Here is a 15819-nt window from a genome sequence, read left to right on the forward strand (position 1 = left end):
GCCGGGCGGGCGCTGTCCGCTCCGCGCAGGAAGGTCGGTTCAGCCCTGCAGCAGGTCCTGCCAGGCGGGGGCGAGCTCGTCGTCGAACTCCACCAGCTTGGTGCGCGAGGTCTGGCCGGAGACGATCTCCAGCCGGTTGGGCCGGGTGCCCAGCGCCTTGGCGAGCGCGGCCAGCACGGCCTTGTTGGCCCTGCCGTCCACCGCGGGGGCGTTCACCTGCACCACCAGGGCCGGCTCTCCCTGAGGGTCGTGCATGCCTCCGACGTGCGTACGTGAGGCGCCGGGCTTGACCCGGATCGGGCGTCGCACCTCAGACGCGGCGCAGCACCGCGACCACCTTGCCGAGGATGGTGGCGTGGTTGCCGTCGATGGGGGAGTAGTTCTCGTTGTGCGGCATCAGCCAGACCTGGCCGGGCTCACGTCGGAAGGTCTTGACGGTGGCCTCGTCGTCCAGCAGGGCCGCCACGATGTCACCGTTGACGGCATCGTTCTGCTGCCGGACCACGACGTAGTCGCCGTCGCAGATCGCGGCATCCACCATGGAGTCGCCGTGCACCTCCAGCAGGAAGACCGTCCCCTCACCGACCAGCTGCTTGGGCAGGGGGAAGACGTCCTCGACGCGCTCCTCGGCCAGGATCGGGCCGCCGGCCGCGATCCGCCCCACCATGGGCACGTTGACCGCGCTGGGGAAGGAGTCGTGCAGGCCCGTGACGTCCCCGTCCACCTCCGGCGCGCTGGCCGGGGCGGGGGTGCGCGGCTGCAGCGAGCTGGGCAGGTTCAGTTCCATGGCCCGCGGCCGGTTCGGGTCGCGGTGCACATAGCCCTTGGCCTCCAGCTGCTTGAGCTGGTGGGCGACGCTGGAGGAGGAGGCCAGGCCGGCGGCATCGCAGATCTCGCGAATGCTCGGCGGGTAGCCGCGCGAGGCGGTCACGTCGCGGATGATCACCAGGATGCGACGCTGGCGCGCGGTCAGGCCGTCGGCGTCCACGGTGGCGGGCTGCTCCTTGCGCCCACGTCCTGGCCCGGCCAGCTCCTGACGAACCTGTTCGTTGGTGGGCCGGCCGACCCCGCGCCGGGTGCCGGGGCGTCCGCCCGTGCTCTGCTTCTCGTCGCCTGTCGCCATGGCTCGACAGTAGTGCTTCACGCGAGGTGATTCAAACACCTGTTCGATCTGGTGGGCGCGTGTCGGGCGGCCGCGAAAAAATTGTCAGAGGCGCCTGTTTGACTCCTTCCAGTCGCCCGGGGCCGCGGTCCAGGATCACGAAAAGATCACGTCATTCGAATGGATGTTTGATTGACGGGCCTGGCGGCGCTAGTGTGATGGCATCGAACACCTGTTCGAGGGCGGATGGCCCACGGAAGAGGTTCGCCAGGACAAGGAGTACGAGATGAGCGCAACACTGACTGCCCGCAGCACCGTCACCCCGGTGAAGCACCGTCGCCGTCGGGAGTCCCTGCGTGGCCCCGTGGCGAGGCCCCAGGCCGCCACGGCACCCCTTGCCCGCCCCGCCCAGCCCGCCGGGCCGGTCGTGGCCGGCCGGCCGATCGAGCTGGTGCTGGCGCCGCGTACCGCCACCCGGGCGCATGCTGCGGCCCAGCCCATGGGTCCGGTGCGCCTCACCGACCGCGGCCTGCTGGCCGTCATGGTGCTGCTGGCAGTGCTGACCGTCGCCACGGTGACCGTCGGCTTGGTGGCCTTCTTCGGGGTCAGCAACGCCCCGCTGGAGCAGCAGCCCGCCCAGCAGGACGTGAGCATCGCACTGCAGCGCTGAGGCTCCTCAACCCGCGTCGCCTCCGGGTGCTCCGTCGCCACGACGTGACTGGTCCACCGCATGACAATGGCCCCCAGCCCGAGTGCTGGAGGCCATTGTCGCTCAGCGTGCCGGTGGCACGACGAGGTGGATCACTTGGCGTCGACGACCACGGTCTTCATGATCTTGTCGGCGAAGGTCTGGCGCTTGGCATCCCACAGCGGCCACAGGTAGCCGATGTAGCAGATGTTGTCCAGGACGTGGCAGATGTCGCGGAGGAAGGCCTTGCCGGCGCCGATCGGCTGGCCGGTCATCTCGTCGAGCAGCTTGATGCCCAGCACGGACTTGCCGACGCTCTGGCCGGTGCGGCCGGCGCGCAGCCAGCGGTTCCACAGCGTCCAGCCGAAGGCCAGCGCCAGGAAGACCATGGCCACCGGCCAGTTGCCGTCGGTGAGCTGCGCCCCGGTGTTCTGGTCGTAATCGGGCATGAAGTTGCTCGCGATGCCACCCAGGATCGCACCGGGGATCGAGTCGATGATGTTGGCGGCCACGCGCTTGAACCAGCTCGAGAGCTGCGGGGTGGCGGCACCGGGCTGGTAGCCGTAGGCGGGCTGGCCGTAGCCGGCGCCCGGAGCGACGTAGCCGGCCTGCTGGCCGTAGGGATCGGCCGGGGCCGTGCCATAGGGATCGCTCTGCGGGACGGAGGTGCCGTACGGGTCGCTCTGCGGGGCAGAGGCGGCGTAGGGGTCGGTGGGGGCGGTGCCGTAGGGGTTCTGGCTGCCCGCATTGTGCTGGTTGTCGGGCCAGCTGCCCTCGGGCACCTGGCCCTGGTGGTTGGTCGGGTCGTTGCTCACGGAAGACTCCTGGGAAGGCATCGGTTGACGGAACAAGTTGATGGTAGGGGGACAGAGGGTCGCCTTCGGGGAGGCGGGCGGCGTGCCTCGGCGCTCGATGGTCTCCCGTCCAGGGGGTGGGCCGGCCACGCGTCACAATGGCTCCATGTCCTGCGATGCCGCCGAGCCCTTCAGCTCGACCCGAGCGCTGCGCGCCGTGGCGAGTTTTGCCGCTGTCTGCGGGGCCCAGGGCGCAGCTGTGATGCTGCTCGGACGGGGCCTGCCCTGCCCGCTGCGGGCTACCACGGGACTGCTCTGCCCGCTCTGTGGGGCCACCACCGGCGGTCTGGCGCTGCTGCACGGGCACGTCGGCCAGGCCTGGGCCGCGAACCCCTTCGCCATGCTGCTGCTGGCGGGTCTGGCGTTGTCCACCCTGGCCTGGACGGTGGAGGCGCTCGGCGGACCCGCGCTGCGACCGCCGCGGCGGTGGCGACCGCTCTCGGGGGACCGGGTCCTGCTGGTGCTCGGCATCGTCGGCCTGGGCTTCGCGCTGTGGCGCAACCTGGCCTGATCCCCAGGGCGACACGCCCGGTCCGGCGTGTCGCCAAACTGAAGATTTCGGTACTCGACCGACCTCCGGCAGGCCGCTCCCCGCGGGGCGTGCCAAGGATCGCCCGGCGTGTCGCTGCCGGGCCTGCGCCGCAGCCCTGAATGGCCGCGCGTCCAGCTTGACCTTGTGGTGACGCCGACCTACGGTATCTACATCTAGTGGTTACAAACCTGTGGTTCATCCACAAGTTGTGGTTTTTGTCCACCGCTTGTCCACAGGCTGTCCACATCACCATCCACAGCCGGGGGGCCTGTCCGGGCCACCGGCATGCCCTCAGCTCGCCCGAAGGGAGCACCATGCACTGCCCGTTCTGCCGTCATGGCGACACGCGCGTGCTCGACTCCCGGGTCACCGACGACGGGTGCAGCATCCGCCGTCGGCGCCAGTGCGGCGAGTGCGACCGACGGTTCACCACCATCGAGCAGATGCAGCTGGTCGTGAAGAAGAAGACCGGCGTGGTGGAACCCTTCAACCGCGACAAGGTCATCTCCGGTGTCCGCAAGGCCTGCAAGGGTCGACCGGTCAGCGAGGCCGACCTGGCCCGGCTGGGGCAGCAGGTGGAGGAGACGTTGCGCGCCTCCGGCCTGGCGGAGGTGCCCACCGACGAGGTGGGCGTGGCCATCCTGGCCCCGCTCCGCAAGCTCGACGCCGTCGCCTACCTGCGGTTCGCGAGCGTCTACAAGCACTACCAGAGCGTCGATGACTTCGAGGCCGAGATCGCCAACCTGCGTGAGCAGAGCGGTCCCGGCGGCGCCTCGGGCTGACCAGCCGGCCCAGCGAGCACCACCCGCGGGGCGCAGCGCGCCCTGCACCAGATCCAAGAGCACGACCAGACAACACCCCTATGAAGGCGGAAGGCCAGTACAGATGAGCGAGACCACCCGGACGACGCGCCGCAGGAACAGCAAGCCCGAGGGCTTGAAGATCGAGCGTGTCTTCTCCACCGAGGGCGTGCACCCCTACGACGAGGTCACCTGGGAGAAGCGCGACGTCGTCCAGACCAACTGGAAGACCGGCGAGAACGTCTTCGAGCAGAAGGGCGTGGACTTCCCCGACTTCTGGAGCGTCAACGCCTCCACCATCGTCACCACCAAGTACTTCCGCGGTGCGCTGGGCACCGAGGCCCGCGAGACCGGCCTGCGCCAGCTCATCGACCGCGTCGTGAAGACCTACTCCAAGGCCGGCCTGGACAACGGCTACTTCGCCTCCGCCGCCGACGCGCAGGTCTTCGAGGACGAGCTCACCTGGATGCTGCTGCACCAGTACTTCAGCTTCAACTCCCCGGTCTGGTTCAACGTGGGCACCGCCAGCCCGCAGCAGGTCAGCGCCTGCTTCATCCTCTCGGTCGACGACTCCATGGACTCGATCCTGAACTGGTACCGCGAGGAGGGCTTCATCTTCAAGGGCGGCTCCGGCGCCGGCCTGAACCTGTCGCGGATCCGCTCCTCCAAGGAGCTGCTCAGCTCCGGCGGCACCGCCTCCGGCCCGGTCTCCTTCATGCGTGGCGCCGATGCCTCGGCCGGCACCATCAAGTCCGGTGGCGCCACCCGTCGCGCCGCCAAGATGGTCGTGCTGGACGTCGACCACCCCGACATCGAGGAGTTCGTCGAGACCAAGGCGCGCGAGGAGGACAAGATCCGCGCCCTGCGCGACGCCGGCTTCGACATGGACCTGGGCGGCAAGGACATCACCAGCGTCCAGTACCAGAACGCCAACAACTCGGTGCGTGTCAGCGACGAGTTCATGCAGGCCGTCGAGTCCGACTCGCTGTTCGGGCTGCGCTCGCGCACCGATGGTTCGGTGATCGAGGAGGTCAAGGCCACCGAGCTGTTCAACAAGATCGCCAAGGCCGCCTGGGAGTGCGCCGATCCGGGCATCCAGTACGACGACACCATCAATGCCTGGCACACCAACCCGGTGACCGGTCCGATCACCGCCTCGAACCCCTGCAGCGAGTACATGAGCCTGGACAACTCGTCCTGCAACCTGGCCAGCCTCAACCTGCTGAAGTTCCTGGCCGAGGACGACGTCTTCGACGTGGAGCGCTTCACCAAGGCCGTCGAGCTGATCATCACCGCGATGGACATCAGCATCTGCTTCGCCGACTTCCCGACCGAGTCCATCGGCGAGACCACCCGCAACTTCCGCCAGCTCGGCATCGGCTACGCCAACCTGGGCGCCCTGCTGATGGCGCTCGGCAAGGGCTACGACTCCGAGGGTGGCCGCCAGCTGGCCGCCGCCATCACCTCGCTGATGACCGGCACCTCCTACCGTCGCTCCGCCGAGCTCGCCGCAGTGGTGGGCCCGTACAACGGCTTCGAGGAGAATGCCGACGCGCACAAGAAGGTGATGCGCAAGCACCAGTCCGCCAACGACGCACTGCGTCCGCTGGGCGGCAACGACCAGCTGGTGGCCAAGGCTGCCGGCGAGCAGTGGGACCAGGTGGTCCAGCTGGGCATCGAGAACGGCTACCGCAACGCCCAGGCCTCCGTGCTGGCCCCCACCGGCACCATCGGCTTCATGATGGACTGCGACACCACCGGCGTGGAGCCCGACTTCAGCCTGGTCAAGTTCAAGAAGCTGGTCGGCGGCGGCTCCATGCAGATCGTCAACCAGACCATCCCGCGGGCCCTGAAGAACCTGGGCTACACCCGCGAGCAGGCCGATGCCGTGGTGTCCTACATCGCCGAGCACGGCCACGTGATCGGCGCGCCGCACCTGCGCACCGCCGACTACGAGGTCTTCGACTGCGCCATGGGCGCGCGCGCCATCAAGCCGATGGGCCACGTGCGCATGATGGCCGCGGTGCAGCCCTTCCTGTCGGGTGCCATCTCCAAGACGGTCAACCTGCCGGAGAGCGCCACTGTCGAGGAGATCGCCGACGTCTACCTGCAGGGCTGGCGGATGGGCCTCAAGGCCCTGGCCGTCTACCGCGACAACTGCAAGGTGGGCCAGCCGCTGTCCGACGCCAAGAAGAAGGAGGAGAAGGCGCCCGAGGCCGTTGCTCCCGAGGTGCGCGTCGAGTACCGCCCGCGTCGCCAGCGCCTGCCCAAGTCCCGTGTGGGCCGCACCACCAGCTTCACCGTGGGTGGCGCCGAGGGCTACATGACCTCCAGCGAGTACGCCAACGGGGAGCTCGGTGAGGTCTTCCTCAAGCTCGGCAAGCAGGGCTCCACCCTGGCCGGCGTGATGGACGCCTTCTCGATCGCGATCTCCATCGCGCTGCAGTACGGCGTGCCGCTGGAGACCTACGTCCAGAAGTTCACCAACCAGAAGTTCGAGCCGGCCGGCATGACCGACGACCCGGACATCCGTATCGCCCAGTCGATCATGGACTACATCTTCCGCCGTCTGGCGCTGGACTACCTGTCCTTCGACGAGCGCAGCGAGCTGGGCATCTTCACCTCCGCCGAGCGCGCCCGCTACGTGGAGACCGGCTCCTACCTGAGCGAGGAGGACGAGGCCGACATGCCCGAGTCCGAATCGCTCAAGAACGACGCGGCCGACGACCTGCGGGTGGACGAGCGCGGCCCGGTGCAGCCCTCGCTGATCCAGGTCAGCCCGGCGAACCAGGAGAGCCAGGACGTCACCGCGGGTGCGCACACCACCACGGAGATGATGGAGAACGTCACCGGCCACGCCATCGACGCGCCGCTCTGCCTGACCTGCGGCACCAAGATGCGTCCCTCCGGTTCCTGCTACGTCTGCGAGGGCTGCGGCTCCACCAGCGGCTGCAGCTGATCCACGGCACGCTCCTGACCGGCGGCGCATCCCTCGCGGGTGCGCCGCCGGTCGCATGCCGGGGGAGTGCTGTGCCGAGGAACGGACCCGGTCCCGGCCAGCGGGAATTGGCTCGGTAGTCTAGGGGTCAATTCCCGTTCGCCTGCTGAGAAGGAGATCTCGATGACCCGCCGCCCCCTCGCCCTGCTGGCCGTTGGATGTCTGCTGCTCAGCGCCTGCTCCTCCTCGACGCCGGCTGCGGAGTCCACCACCGCGCCCTCGGCTGCCGCATCGGCGGCCAGCCCCGCCGGCGGCGGTTGGCTGCAGCAGCTCGGCGTGGACCAGAGCGACGCGGTGGCCGTGATCGAGGCGATGGAGGCCTCGAGCACGCCGCGACCCGTCGACATGAAGGCCTCGGTGCGCTACGACAAGCTGGTGCTGGCCGACGAGCAGGGGGAGCGCGAGCTCCCGATCCGCAACGGCAAGTTCTACCTGTCCATCGCGCCGTACGTGGACCAGACCCACGAGTGCTTCGCCCACAGCCTGTCCGGCTGCCAGGGCGAGCAGACCGGCAAGCCGGTCCACGTCACGATCACCGACGCCCAGGGCGCCACCCTCGTGGACACCGATGCCACCACCCACTCCAACGGCTTCGTCGGCTTCTGGCTGCCGCGCGACATCTCCGGCAAGGTCACCGTCACCCTCGACGGGCGCACCGGCACCGTCCCCTTCTCCACCACGGCCGACAGCCCCACCTGCCTGACCACTCTCCAGGTGGCCTGAGGCCTCCCGGCCCTTGGAGCACGAAGCCCTGGCACAGCAGCGCCCAGGTGGCGGCGAATCGCCGTCGCAGGACGAGGTGGACGACGCCGAAGACGAGCGAGATCACCAGGGGGAAGACCGCAGTGGAACCAACCTGCGTCAGACCGTGGACCAGGCCCCAGACAAAGCCCAGGTCGCTCTGCCCGTGGTGAGGGCCGGGCGTCGTGCTGCCCAGGCGAGCAGGGCCGAGCCCAGCCAGGTGCCCAGCACACCCAGCGAGGACCGCGGCTGGGAGGGGTGCACCACCAGGCCGTGGCGCCACAGACCGACCATCGAGACAGTGAGCAGCACCAGGGCGGCCGCCGCGACCGGACCGTTCTGACGCTCACCGAGCGGCGGGATGAGTGCCGCGTCCAGCCGGGCCACCAGCGGCACCACCACGGCCAGCAGCACCAGGGCCACCACCAGCGTGAACAGCGGGAAGGTGAAGACGCCGGCCAGTGAGGGCCACAGCATGCCCAGCCCGATGCCGACGCCGAAGGCGGCCACCACGCACGGCATGTGCCACAGGTAGATGGTCATCAGCAGGGCGTTGACCACCGTCATGGCCCGGTTCACGCGGGGCCGGCGCAGCACTGGGTGGTCGCGGTGCGAGAGCAGGCCCAGCACGCCGGTCTGCGCCAGGGCGAGCCAGGCCATCGCCACCGTGGGCGGCTGCAGGTTGGAGACCCACCGCGAGCCCATGCCCAGGGCCGGCACCGGCCAGCCGGAGTGCAGCAGCAGCACGATCATCGCCACCCCGACGGCGATCGCGGCCAGCGGCTGCCACAGCGGCCCGCGGCGCAGGAAGCCGCGCTGGTGGGCGATGCCGATCTGGTGGCAGGCCAGCCAGGCGAAGGCCAGGTTCCAGTAGCGCAGGTCCAGGTTGTCGGTGCGGATGGCCCACAGGTCCACCGCGGTGGCCGCCGCGAACAGGGCGGCCGTGGCCAGGTGACCGAAGCGGTCGTGCGCGGCCACCAGGGCCGGGGCCAGCAGCACGATGAGCAGGTAGGTGACCAGGAACCAGAGCAGCTTGGTGAGGTTGTGGCTGACGAAGACGGCCTGGTCCAGGTGGCCGGTCCAGGCGGCAATGGTGGCGGGCACGGCGAAGATGGTGACGAACTCGGTGGTGGGGCCCACCAGACGCCGTCCCCGGTTGGCCCAGTAGTGGGCCAGGCCGGTGCCACGCCGGTGCATCTTGTCCACCACGACGGCGTGGGCATATCCGCCGGCCACGAAGAAGACCGGCATCACCATCAGCAGCCAGCTGCCGTACCAGCCCACCGGCCCCAGCTCCATGGTGCGGGCGGTCCAGCCCTGCGGTCCGTGGGAGACGCGCCACAGGCCGGCATGGAAGAGGACCACCAGACATACGGACAGAGCGCGAGCCGCATCGATCAGCAGCTCGCGCTCCGTGGTGGTGCTGGTGGGCGGCATGGCCGCCAGCCTAGGGCCGGCTGGGTCGTCCGCCCGTGATGCCCGCGCAGGGTGCGGGTCGTGTCCGACTCAGGCGCCGGTGTTCTCCGTGCTCTCGGCGGGGCGCTGGCCCAGCTCCTGGTCCAGGCGCAGCAGGCCGGGGCCGTCGTCGTCGATCAGCTTGATCCGCCCGACGATCTCGCTGACCGTGCTCTCCTCCTCGATCTGCTCCTCGATGAACCAGCTGAGCAGCGGGCGGGAGTCGAGGTCTCCGGCGGCATCTCCCTCGCGGTAGAGGTTGCGGATCGCCTCGGAGACCTTCTGCTCGTGCTCGAGGGCTGCGGTGAAGACATCGAGCGGGGTCATGCTCGCCGCCATCTCGGGGGCGGCGATGGTGCCGATGCGCGGGTGGTTGTCGCGGTCCAGCAGGTGGTCGATGAACTTGTTGGCGTGGACGATCTCCTCGTCGGCCTGGTGGCGCAGCCAGGCGGCCATGCCCGGCAGGTCCTGGGCGTCGACCTCGATCGCGAGCTGGCGGTAGACCGTGGAGGCCTCCAGCTCGAGGGTGATCTGGTCGTTGAACAGCTTCTCCATCTCCTGGGTCATCTTCATGGCTCCAACGCTAACAAGAGCACGGAAGTGCTAGCGTGCGAAATTGAACGGGATAAGCCGTGTCAAACATTGGATGAGGAGCCAGATGTCAACCCCACTGGAACAACCACCCCTCAAGAAGGCCACCATGATGGTGGGCAAGGGCTGGGTGCAGGCCGTCGCACTGGTCATGCTCTTCGGCTCCTTCGTGATGGGCCTGCTCGCCTACCGCACCTACACCGACTCCATGCCGATGCCGACCAGCGTGGTCGCCTCGGACGGGACCACCCTCTACACCAGGGCCGACATCTACAAGGGCCAGGAGGTCTTCACGCGTCGCGGCCTGCAGCAGTACGGCTCGATCGTGGGCCACGGCGCCTAACTGGGCCCGGACTTCACCGCCGACTACCTGCGCCGTTCCACCGACCTGGTGGCCGAGCAGTTCGCCGCCCAGGGGGTGAAGGACTCGCGCCAGCGTGTCGTCGACGACTTCCGCACCAACCGCTACGACGAGGCCAGCGGCCGGATCACCTTCACCGCGGAGCAGGCAAAGGCCTACCAGCAGCTCACCCAGCACTACACCGACTACTTCGGCAAGGACGCCAAGGCCAACGGGCTGAGCGCCGACTTCATCACCGATCCCACCGAGATCAAGGCGCTGACCAGCTTCTTCAGCTGGACCGCCTGGGCCTCCGCCGCGGAGCGTCCCGGCCACAGCTACTCCTACACCAACAACTGGCCGGCCGAGTCGCGCGTCGACAACAGTCCGACGGCGGACATGATCGTCTGGTCCGCCATGAGCCTGGTGGTGCTGATCGGCGGCACCGGCATCCTGTTCGCCATCTATGGCCGCTGGAGCCGCAAGATCGGCTGGCACTCCGAGGAGGTGCCCGCGGTCAGCTACCGCCAGCCCGGACAGGTGGCCCTCACCCCGGCCCAGCGGGTGACCGCCTGGTTCTTCTTCGTGATCGCCGCCCTCTTCCTGGTGCAGGCCCTGCTGGGTGCCCTCACCGAGCACTACCGCGCCGACCTCACCAGCTTCTTCGGCATCGACATGGCGCAGTGGCTGCCCTTCAACCTGGCCCGCACCTGGCACCTGCAGCTCTCCCTGTTCTGGACGGCGGGCTCCTTCCTGGCGGCCGGCATCTTCCTGGTGCCGCTGATTGCCCGTCGCGAGCCGAAGAAGCAGAACCTGCTCACCTGGATCCTGCTGGGCGCTGTGGTCTTCGTCGTGGTGGGATCGCTGGTCAGTGAGGCGCTCAGCATCCACGGTGTCCCCTGGGCCAAGGGCCCGCTGTTCGCCCAGCAGTGGGAGTGGCTCGACCTGCCGCTGGTCTACCAGGTGCTGCTGACCGCCGGCATGTTCATCTGGATCGGCATCGTCTACCGCGGCATCCGCAGCCGGCTGCGCCACGAGCACAAGGGCAACATGCCCTGGCTCTTCTTCTTCTCCGCGCTGACCATCCCGGCCTTCTACGCGGTGGGCCTGCTGGCCCGCCCGGAGACCCACCTCAGCGTCGCCGACTTCTGGCGCTTCTGGGTGGTGCACCTGTGGGTGGAGGACTTCCTGGAGCTGTTCACCACCGTGATGGTCGCCTATGTCTTCGTGCTGCTGGGCGTGGTGCGCGAGAAGATCGCCCTGGGCATCATCTTCATGGACGCCATCCTGTACTCGATGGGCGGCGTGATCGGCACCATGCACCACCTGTACTTCTCCGGCACCCCGGTGGAGCACATGGCGCTGGGTGCCTTCTTCTCGGCCGCCGAGGTCATCCCGCTGACCTTCCTGACCGTCGAGGCGTGGGCCTTCATGCAGCTCGGTGCCCGCGACGAGGCCGGCCGGGGCAATCCCTTCCCGCACCGCTGGGCCGTGATGTTCCTGGTGAGCGTGGGCTTCTGGAACTTCCTGGGTGCCGGCGTCTTCGGCTTCCTGATCAACCTGCCGATCGTCAGCTACTACCAGATCGGCACGGCGCTGACCGCGAACCATGCCCACGGCGCCATGATGGGCGTCTACGGCATGCTCGCGATCGGCCTGGCGATGTTCGCGGTGCGCTACTTCATCCCCGACGAGAAGTGGCCGGCCCGGGCGGCGAAGTGGTCCTTCTGGAGCCTCAACATCGGCCTGGCCTGGATGGTCTTCGGCTCGCTGCTGCCGCTGGGCGTCACCCAGCTCTACCACTCGGTGGGCACCGGCTACTACGAGGCCCGATCGCTCGGCTACATCACCACGCCCAGCAATGCGCTGATCGAGTGGCTGCGGCTGCCCGGTGACGTGCTCTTCCTGGTGGGCGGCTGCCTGCCCTTCCTGTGGATCACCTTCCAGGGCGTGCGCCACTGGCGCCACGGGGCCACCACCCACGAGTTCGAGCAGGACCCGCTGTTCGACCGGCTGGACCAGGCCGCGCGCTGATGAGCGAGATCTCGCTGCAGGCCTGGCTCTTCGCCTGCTACAGCGTGGGCCTGGTGGTGGTGAGCTGGCTCTTCGACGTGGTCAGCCGGCGCAGCGCCAAGCGCTCGGCGGAGTGGCGCACCGGGAACTTCGTCTACCACGAGGACTCCGGCGCCTGGAAGTGCCACGAGGACCAGTGGCTGTGGCCGGTGGCCTTCGACCCGGACAAGCGGGTGGTGCGCTACCAGGGCCAGCACGCCATCTGCGGCCGGTGCCCGGCGAAGGCGAGCTGCTCGCCGACGCCGGGCCCCCGCGAGCTCACCCGCGCGGTGGACCCCTGGCCGCACTCGGAGACCGGCCGCTTCCACAGCGGCATCGCCCTGGCCGTCGGGGTCCTGGCGGTGGTCATCGCCCTGGTGCAGCTCTGCCTGGCCAGCTCCCTGCTGGAGGCCCTGCTGCTGGGGGCCGTGCTGGTGCTGGCCCTGGCCTCGGCGGTGCCGCTGGCCCGCCACCTGTGGAACGAGCCCGTGGACTATCCCGAGCACGTCCCGCTGGCCGGCGGCTCGGTGCCGTTGGCCGACCCCGTGCTGCGGCCGGGCGCCGACCGGGAACCGGTGGACCTGGAGACCCTGATCGACCGGCACGCCCGCAGTGTGTCCGCCCGCCCCGACAAGCGAGCCCGTCAATCGAAGGAGACAAGAGCATGAACCCGTGGATCGCCATCGTGCTGGCCGTGGTGGTCCTGGTGGCCGCCTTCATCGCCACCAGCATCAAGGTCATCAGCGAGTACGAGCGCGGTGTGGTCTTCCGGCTCGGCCGGCTGCGCCCGCTCTACCGGCCCGGCCTGCACGTCGTGCTGCCCGGCCTGGAGCAGCTGCAGCGGGTGGACCAGCGCGTGGTCACCCTCACCATCCCGCCGCAGGAGGTGATCACCAAGGACAACGTCCCGGCTCGGGTCAACGCAGTGGTGCTGTTCAACGTCGTCGACCCGGTGAGGGCGGTGATGGAAGTGGAGAACTATGCGGTGGCCACCAGCCAGATCGCGCAGACCACCCTGCGCTCCATCCTGGGCCGGGCAGACCTGGACACCCTGCTCGCCCACCGCGAGGAGCTGAACAAGGACCTGCGCACCATCATCGAGCTGCAGACCCGCCCCTGGGGCGTCGACGTGGGCGTGGTGGAGATCAAGGACGTCGAGATCCCCGAGCAGATGCAGCGCGCCATGGCGCGTGAGGCGGAGGCCGAGCGGGAGCGTCGCGCCAAGGTGATCAATGCCCGGGGCGAGCTGCAGGCCTCCGGCGAGCTCAAGCAGGCGGCCGACACGCTCTCCCAGAGCCCGGCCTCGCTGCAGCTGCGCTACCTGCAGACCCTGCTGGAGCTGGGGGCGGACCAGAACTCGACGGTGGTCTTCCCGCTGCCGATGGACATCGTGGGTCCGCTGCTGGGTCGACTGACCGGCCAGGCGCCGGCAGCACCGGCTCCAGCGGCCCCGGCTGCTCCTGCTCCGGTGGTCGCGGCACCCGACGCGCGCCCGGCGCCGCAGGACTGAGCGCCGGTCCAGCCCACCCACCGGGCGGCCGCCGTCCCAGCCCGGGGCGGCGGCCGTCGTCGTGCCGGGGGAGTGTTGCCCACTGGCAGGCCGCCCCGGCCGGTGCGGCGGGCCCGTAGGATGCGCAGGTGCTCAGCGTCCTGTCCGGTTTCGTCGCGATCTGGTTCGTGGTGGGCGTGGGCTGGTTGCTGGCGCACCGCAAGGTGCTGGACTCCTCCTCGCAGCTGATGCTGAGCAAGGTCAGCTTCTTCGCCGGCAACCCCGCGCTGATGGTCACCATGATGTCCACCGCGGACCTGAAGCGGATCTTCGCCGAGAACCTGGTGGTCACCGTGCTGGCCACGCTGGCCACCGGCCTGCTCTACCTGCTGGCCAGCGTCACGGTGCTGCGCGAGGCCGACGGCTCACGCATCGGCATGGGTCACCGCATCATCGGCACCTTCTGCTCCTGCTACGTCAATGCCGGCAACATGGGCCTGCCGATCGCGGCCTATGTGCTGCACGACGTGACCTGGATCGCGCCCCTGCTGCTGGTGCAGGTGGGGGTGCTGCAACCGCTCGGCCTGGCCTTCCTGGACATCGAGGTGGCCCGGGGCGCGGGGGGCACCACCACCTGGCTGCAGAACCTGCTGATGCCGCTGCGCAACCCGATGACGCTGGGCACCTTGGCAGGCCTGGGCATCAACCTGGCGGGATGGAGCATCCCCACGGTGCTGCTGCAGCCGCTGACCATGCTGGGCAACCTGGCCGTGCCCACCATGCTGCTGGCCTTCGGCGTCTCGCTGCGCCTCGGCGCCCTGCCCGGGAAGGGACCGCAGCTGCCCGAGACCGTGCTGGCCAGCACCCTCAAGCTGGTGGTGCAGCCGCTGCTCGCCCTCGGCCTGGCCCGGCTCTTCGGCCTGGACGCCACCACCACCCTGGCCGTGATGGTGCTGGCCGGGCTGCCCACCGCGCAGAACATCTTCTCCCACGCGGTGCGCTACCAGCAGTCGGTGGCGCTGGCCCGCGACGTCGTCTTCATCACCTCGATCGCCTCGATCGGCACCATCATGACCATGGCCGTGCTGATCGGCTGAGACCTGTACTAGGTTGGCTGCGGGCCGCCCGGAACGGCCCGGTGAGGATGAGTGATGACCGACGAACTGCGCCCGGACTTCGACTTCGACGCCAGCACCGCCCAGGCCTGGGCCCTGTTCGGGGAACGGCTGGCCGAGGTGGTCTCGGTGATCGAGGACGGCGCCTCGCTGCGGATCGGCACCATGTCCACCGATGAGGAGCCCTCGCCCCACGTCAGCTTCACCTGCGGGGTGCGCTCCCGGCCCGACGAGCAGCCCCTGGTCACCGCCGAGGCCTCCGGCAATGCCGGGCTGGGGGAGCGCTTCCAGCTCGGCGTCGACCAGCTCGAGCAGTTGGAGGCCCTGGGCTGGAACCCGCCCAACGCCGACGGCGAGCACCCCAGCGCGAAGTACTGGGCCGAGCACGTGCAGGACGAGTCCACCGAGCTGGCCGACCTGGCGGTGGCCACCCTGCGCGACGTCTTCGGCGTCCAGCACCCGGTCTTCCTGGCCCCAGACCAGCTGGCGGAGGTGCTGCAGCCGCAGGAGAGCGACCAGGGCCCGCTGCTGGAGCAGGTGCCTGCCCAGGAAGGGGTGCTGGCGGTGATGCCCGGCTCCCGCGAGGAGCTGGACCGCTGGATCGACGAGGAGCTGACGCGCATGTTCGGCCATGCGCCGATCCGCGACCAGGAGGGCGACATCGCCATCCGTGTCGGCTCCACCATGGTCTTCGTGCGCACCGTGCCGGACTACAGCGAGATCCTGCTCTTCAGCGCCCTGGTGCACGACGTCGAGGGCCGCAGCCGCGCCGTCGAGGTGCTCAACGACCTGAACAGCGAGAGCCGCTTCGGGCGCTTCGCCCTGCACCGCGACCGGGTCTACGTCTCGATGAGCCTGCTGGCCCAGCCCTTCGTGCCCGCCCACCTGCACGAGGGGGTGCGGGTGATGAGCCAGATCGCCGACCTGCTGGACGGCGAGCTGGCCGCCAAGCTGCGCGGCCGCACCACCTTCGACGAGGACGAGTAGCCCGACGCCCGGTCGGCCCGGCTCGGCTCGGCTCGGCCGAGGGTGAACATCGGGTGACGAGGCTTCCGGAAGTGT

General features: G+C 69.3%; 14 protein-coding genes and 1 pseudogene. 10 read left to right on the forward strand and 5 right to left on the reverse strand.

Annotated elements, in window-relative coordinates:
• Nucleotides 1–39: 39 nt before the first annotated feature.
• Together ABD073_RS12125 and lexA are read right to left on the reverse strand one after the other, a co-directional pair.
• Nucleotides 40–309: a DUF167 domain-containing protein gene (locus ABD073_RS12125; RefSeq protein WP_343874962.1), complete on the reverse strand. Its 270-nt coding sequence runs from the start codon at nt 307–309 to the stop codon at nt 40–42.
• 1 nt (nt 310) lies between these two features.
• On the reverse strand, nt 311–1123 hold the full coding sequence (gene lexA, locus ABD073_RS12130) for a transcriptional repressor LexA (RefSeq protein WP_343874964.1): 813 nt from the start codon (nt 1121–1123) through the stop codon (nt 311–313).
• A 265-nt stretch (nt 1124–1388) separates the two neighbouring features.
• On the opposite strand from lexA, the gene ABD073_RS12135 reads away from it, so the two are divergent.
• Complete coding sequence (locus tag ABD073_RS12135; protein WP_343874966.1) at nt 1389–1772, forward strand: hypothetical protein; 384 nt, start codon at nt 1389–1391, stop codon at nt 1770–1772.
• A 131-nt stretch (nt 1773–1903) separates the two neighbouring features.
• On the opposite strand, the gene ABD073_RS12140 is transcribed toward ABD073_RS12135, so the two are convergent.
• Nucleotides 1904–2605, reverse strand: a complete 702-nt coding sequence (locus ABD073_RS12140) for an RDD family protein (RefSeq protein WP_343874969.1) — start codon at nt 2603–2605, stop codon at nt 1904–1906.
• Between the two features lie 145 nt (nt 2606–2750).
• Between ABD073_RS12140 and ABD073_RS12145 the strand changes: the two genes are divergently transcribed.
• The 4 genes from ABD073_RS12145 (at nt 2751) to ABD073_RS12160 (ending at nt 7697) form a co-directional block, all read left to right on the forward strand.
• A complete protein-coding gene (locus ABD073_RS12145) occupies nt 2751–3155 on the forward strand; it encodes a DUF2752 domain-containing protein (protein WP_343874972.1) in 405 nt (134 codons plus the stop codon).
• A gap of 335 nt (nt 3156–3490) precedes the next feature.
• Entirely contained in the window at nt 3491–3958 is a 468-nt protein-coding gene (gene nrdR / locus ABD073_RS12150) for a transcriptional regulator NrdR (RefSeq protein ID WP_343874974.1), read from the forward strand.
• 103 nt (nt 3959–4061) lie between these two features.
• Complete coding sequence (locus ABD073_RS12155; protein WP_343874975.1) at nt 4062–6935, forward strand: vitamin B12-dependent ribonucleotide reductase; 2874 nt, start codon at nt 4062–4064, stop codon at nt 6933–6935.
• A 162-nt stretch (nt 6936–7097) separates the two neighbouring features.
• The gene (locus ABD073_RS12160; RefSeq protein WP_343874977.1) at nt 7098–7697 is read left to right on the forward strand and encodes a CueP family metal-binding protein; all 600 of its coding nucleotides are present in this window, start codon (nt 7098–7100) and stop codon (nt 7695–7697) included.
• Between the two features lie 138 nt (nt 7698–7835).
• Here ABD073_RS12160 and ABD073_RS12165 read toward each other — a convergent pair whose 3' ends face one another.
• A complete protein-coding gene (locus tag ABD073_RS12165) occupies nt 7836–9152 on the reverse strand; it encodes an acyltransferase family protein (protein WP_343874980.1) in 1317 nt (438 codons plus the stop codon).
• 69 nt (nt 9153–9221) lie between these two features.
• Complete coding sequence (locus ABD073_RS12170; RefSeq protein WP_343874982.1) at nt 9222–9743, reverse strand: ferritin; 522 nt, start codon at nt 9741–9743, stop codon at nt 9222–9224.
• Between the two features lie 85 nt (nt 9744–9828).
• On the opposite strand from ABD073_RS12170, the pseudogene ABD073_RS12175 reads away from it, so the two are divergent.
• The 5 genes and pseudogenes from ABD073_RS12175 to ABD073_RS12195 all read left to right on the forward strand — a co-directional run bounded on the left by ABD073_RS12175 (nt 9829) and on the right by ABD073_RS12195 (nt 15744).
• A pseudogene (locus ABD073_RS12175) lies at nt 9829–12135 on the forward strand (nitric-oxide reductase large subunit).
• Nucleotides 12135–12821 carry a hypothetical protein gene (locus tag ABD073_RS12180; protein WP_343874983.1) on the forward strand — a complete coding sequence of 229 codons (687 nt, stop codon included), beginning with the start codon at nt 12135–12137 and terminating at the stop codon, nt 12819–12821. Before ABD073_RS12175 ends, ABD073_RS12180 begins: the two are co-directional and overlap by 1 nt.
• Nucleotides 12818–13663 carry a slipin family protein gene (locus ABD073_RS12185; protein WP_343874985.1) on the forward strand — a complete coding sequence of 282 codons (846 nt, stop codon included), beginning with the start codon at nt 12818–12820 and terminating at the stop codon, nt 13661–13663. Before ABD073_RS12180 ends, ABD073_RS12185 begins: the two co-directional genes overlap by 4 nt.
• Before the next feature lie 128 nt (nt 13664–13791).
• On the forward strand, nt 13792–14739 hold the full coding sequence (locus ABD073_RS12190; protein WP_343874986.1) for an AEC family transporter: 948 nt from the start codon (nt 13792–13794) through the stop codon (nt 14737–14739).
• Between the two features lie 54 nt (nt 14740–14793).
• Nucleotides 14794–15744, forward strand: a complete 951-nt coding sequence (locus tag ABD073_RS12195) for a T3SS (YopN, CesT) and YbjN peptide-binding chaperone 1 (RefSeq protein ID WP_343874987.1) — start codon at nt 14794–14796, stop codon at nt 15742–15744.
• Nucleotides 15745–15819 lie beyond the last annotated feature (75 nt).

Origin of the sequence: Luteococcus peritonei (assembly GCF_039526385.1) — a bacterium.
Classification (GTDB): domain Bacteria; phylum Actinomycetota; class Actinomycetes; order Propionibacteriales; family Propionibacteriaceae; genus Luteococcus; species Luteococcus peritonei.

Coding starts and splice junctions, on each gene's coding strand:
- lexA (WP_343874964.1), bottom strand. CDS start 1,123: ATGGCGACAGGCGACGAGAAGCAGAGCACGGGCGGACGCCCCGGCACC.
- ABD073_RS12135 (WP_343874966.1), top strand. CDS start 1,389: ATGAGCGCAACACTGACTGCCCGCAGCACCGTCACCCCGGTGAAGCAC.
- ABD073_RS12145 (WP_343874972.1), top strand. CDS start 2,751: ATGTCCTGCGATGCCGCCGAGCCCTTCAGCTCGACCCGAGCGCTGCGC.
- nrdR (WP_343874974.1), top strand. CDS start 3,491: ATGCACTGCCCGTTCTGCCGTCATGGCGACACGCGCGTGCTCGACTCC.
- ABD073_RS12155 (WP_343874975.1), top strand. CDS start 4,062: ATGAGCGAGACCACCCGGACGACGCGCCGCAGGAACAGCAAGCCCGAG.
- ABD073_RS12160 (WP_343874977.1), top strand. CDS start 7,098: ATGACCCGCCGCCCCCTCGCCCTGCTGGCCGTTGGATGTCTGCTGCTC.
- ABD073_RS12165 (WP_343874980.1), bottom strand. CDS start 9,152: ATGCCGCCCACCAGCACCACCACGGAGCGCGAGCTGCTGATCGATGCG.
- ABD073_RS12170 (WP_343874982.1), bottom strand. CDS start 9,743: ATGAAGATGACCCAGGAGATGGAGAAGCTGTTCAACGACCAGATCACC.
- ABD073_RS12180 (WP_343874983.1), top strand. CDS start 12,135: ATGAGCGAGATCTCGCTGCAGGCCTGGCTCTTCGCCTGCTACAGCGTG.
- ABD073_RS12185 (WP_343874985.1), top strand. CDS start 12,818: ATGAACCCGTGGATCGCCATCGTGCTGGCCGTGGTGGTCCTGGTGGCC.
- ABD073_RS12195 (WP_343874987.1), top strand. CDS start 14,794: ATGACCGACGAACTGCGCCCGGACTTCGACTTCGACGCCAGCACCGCC.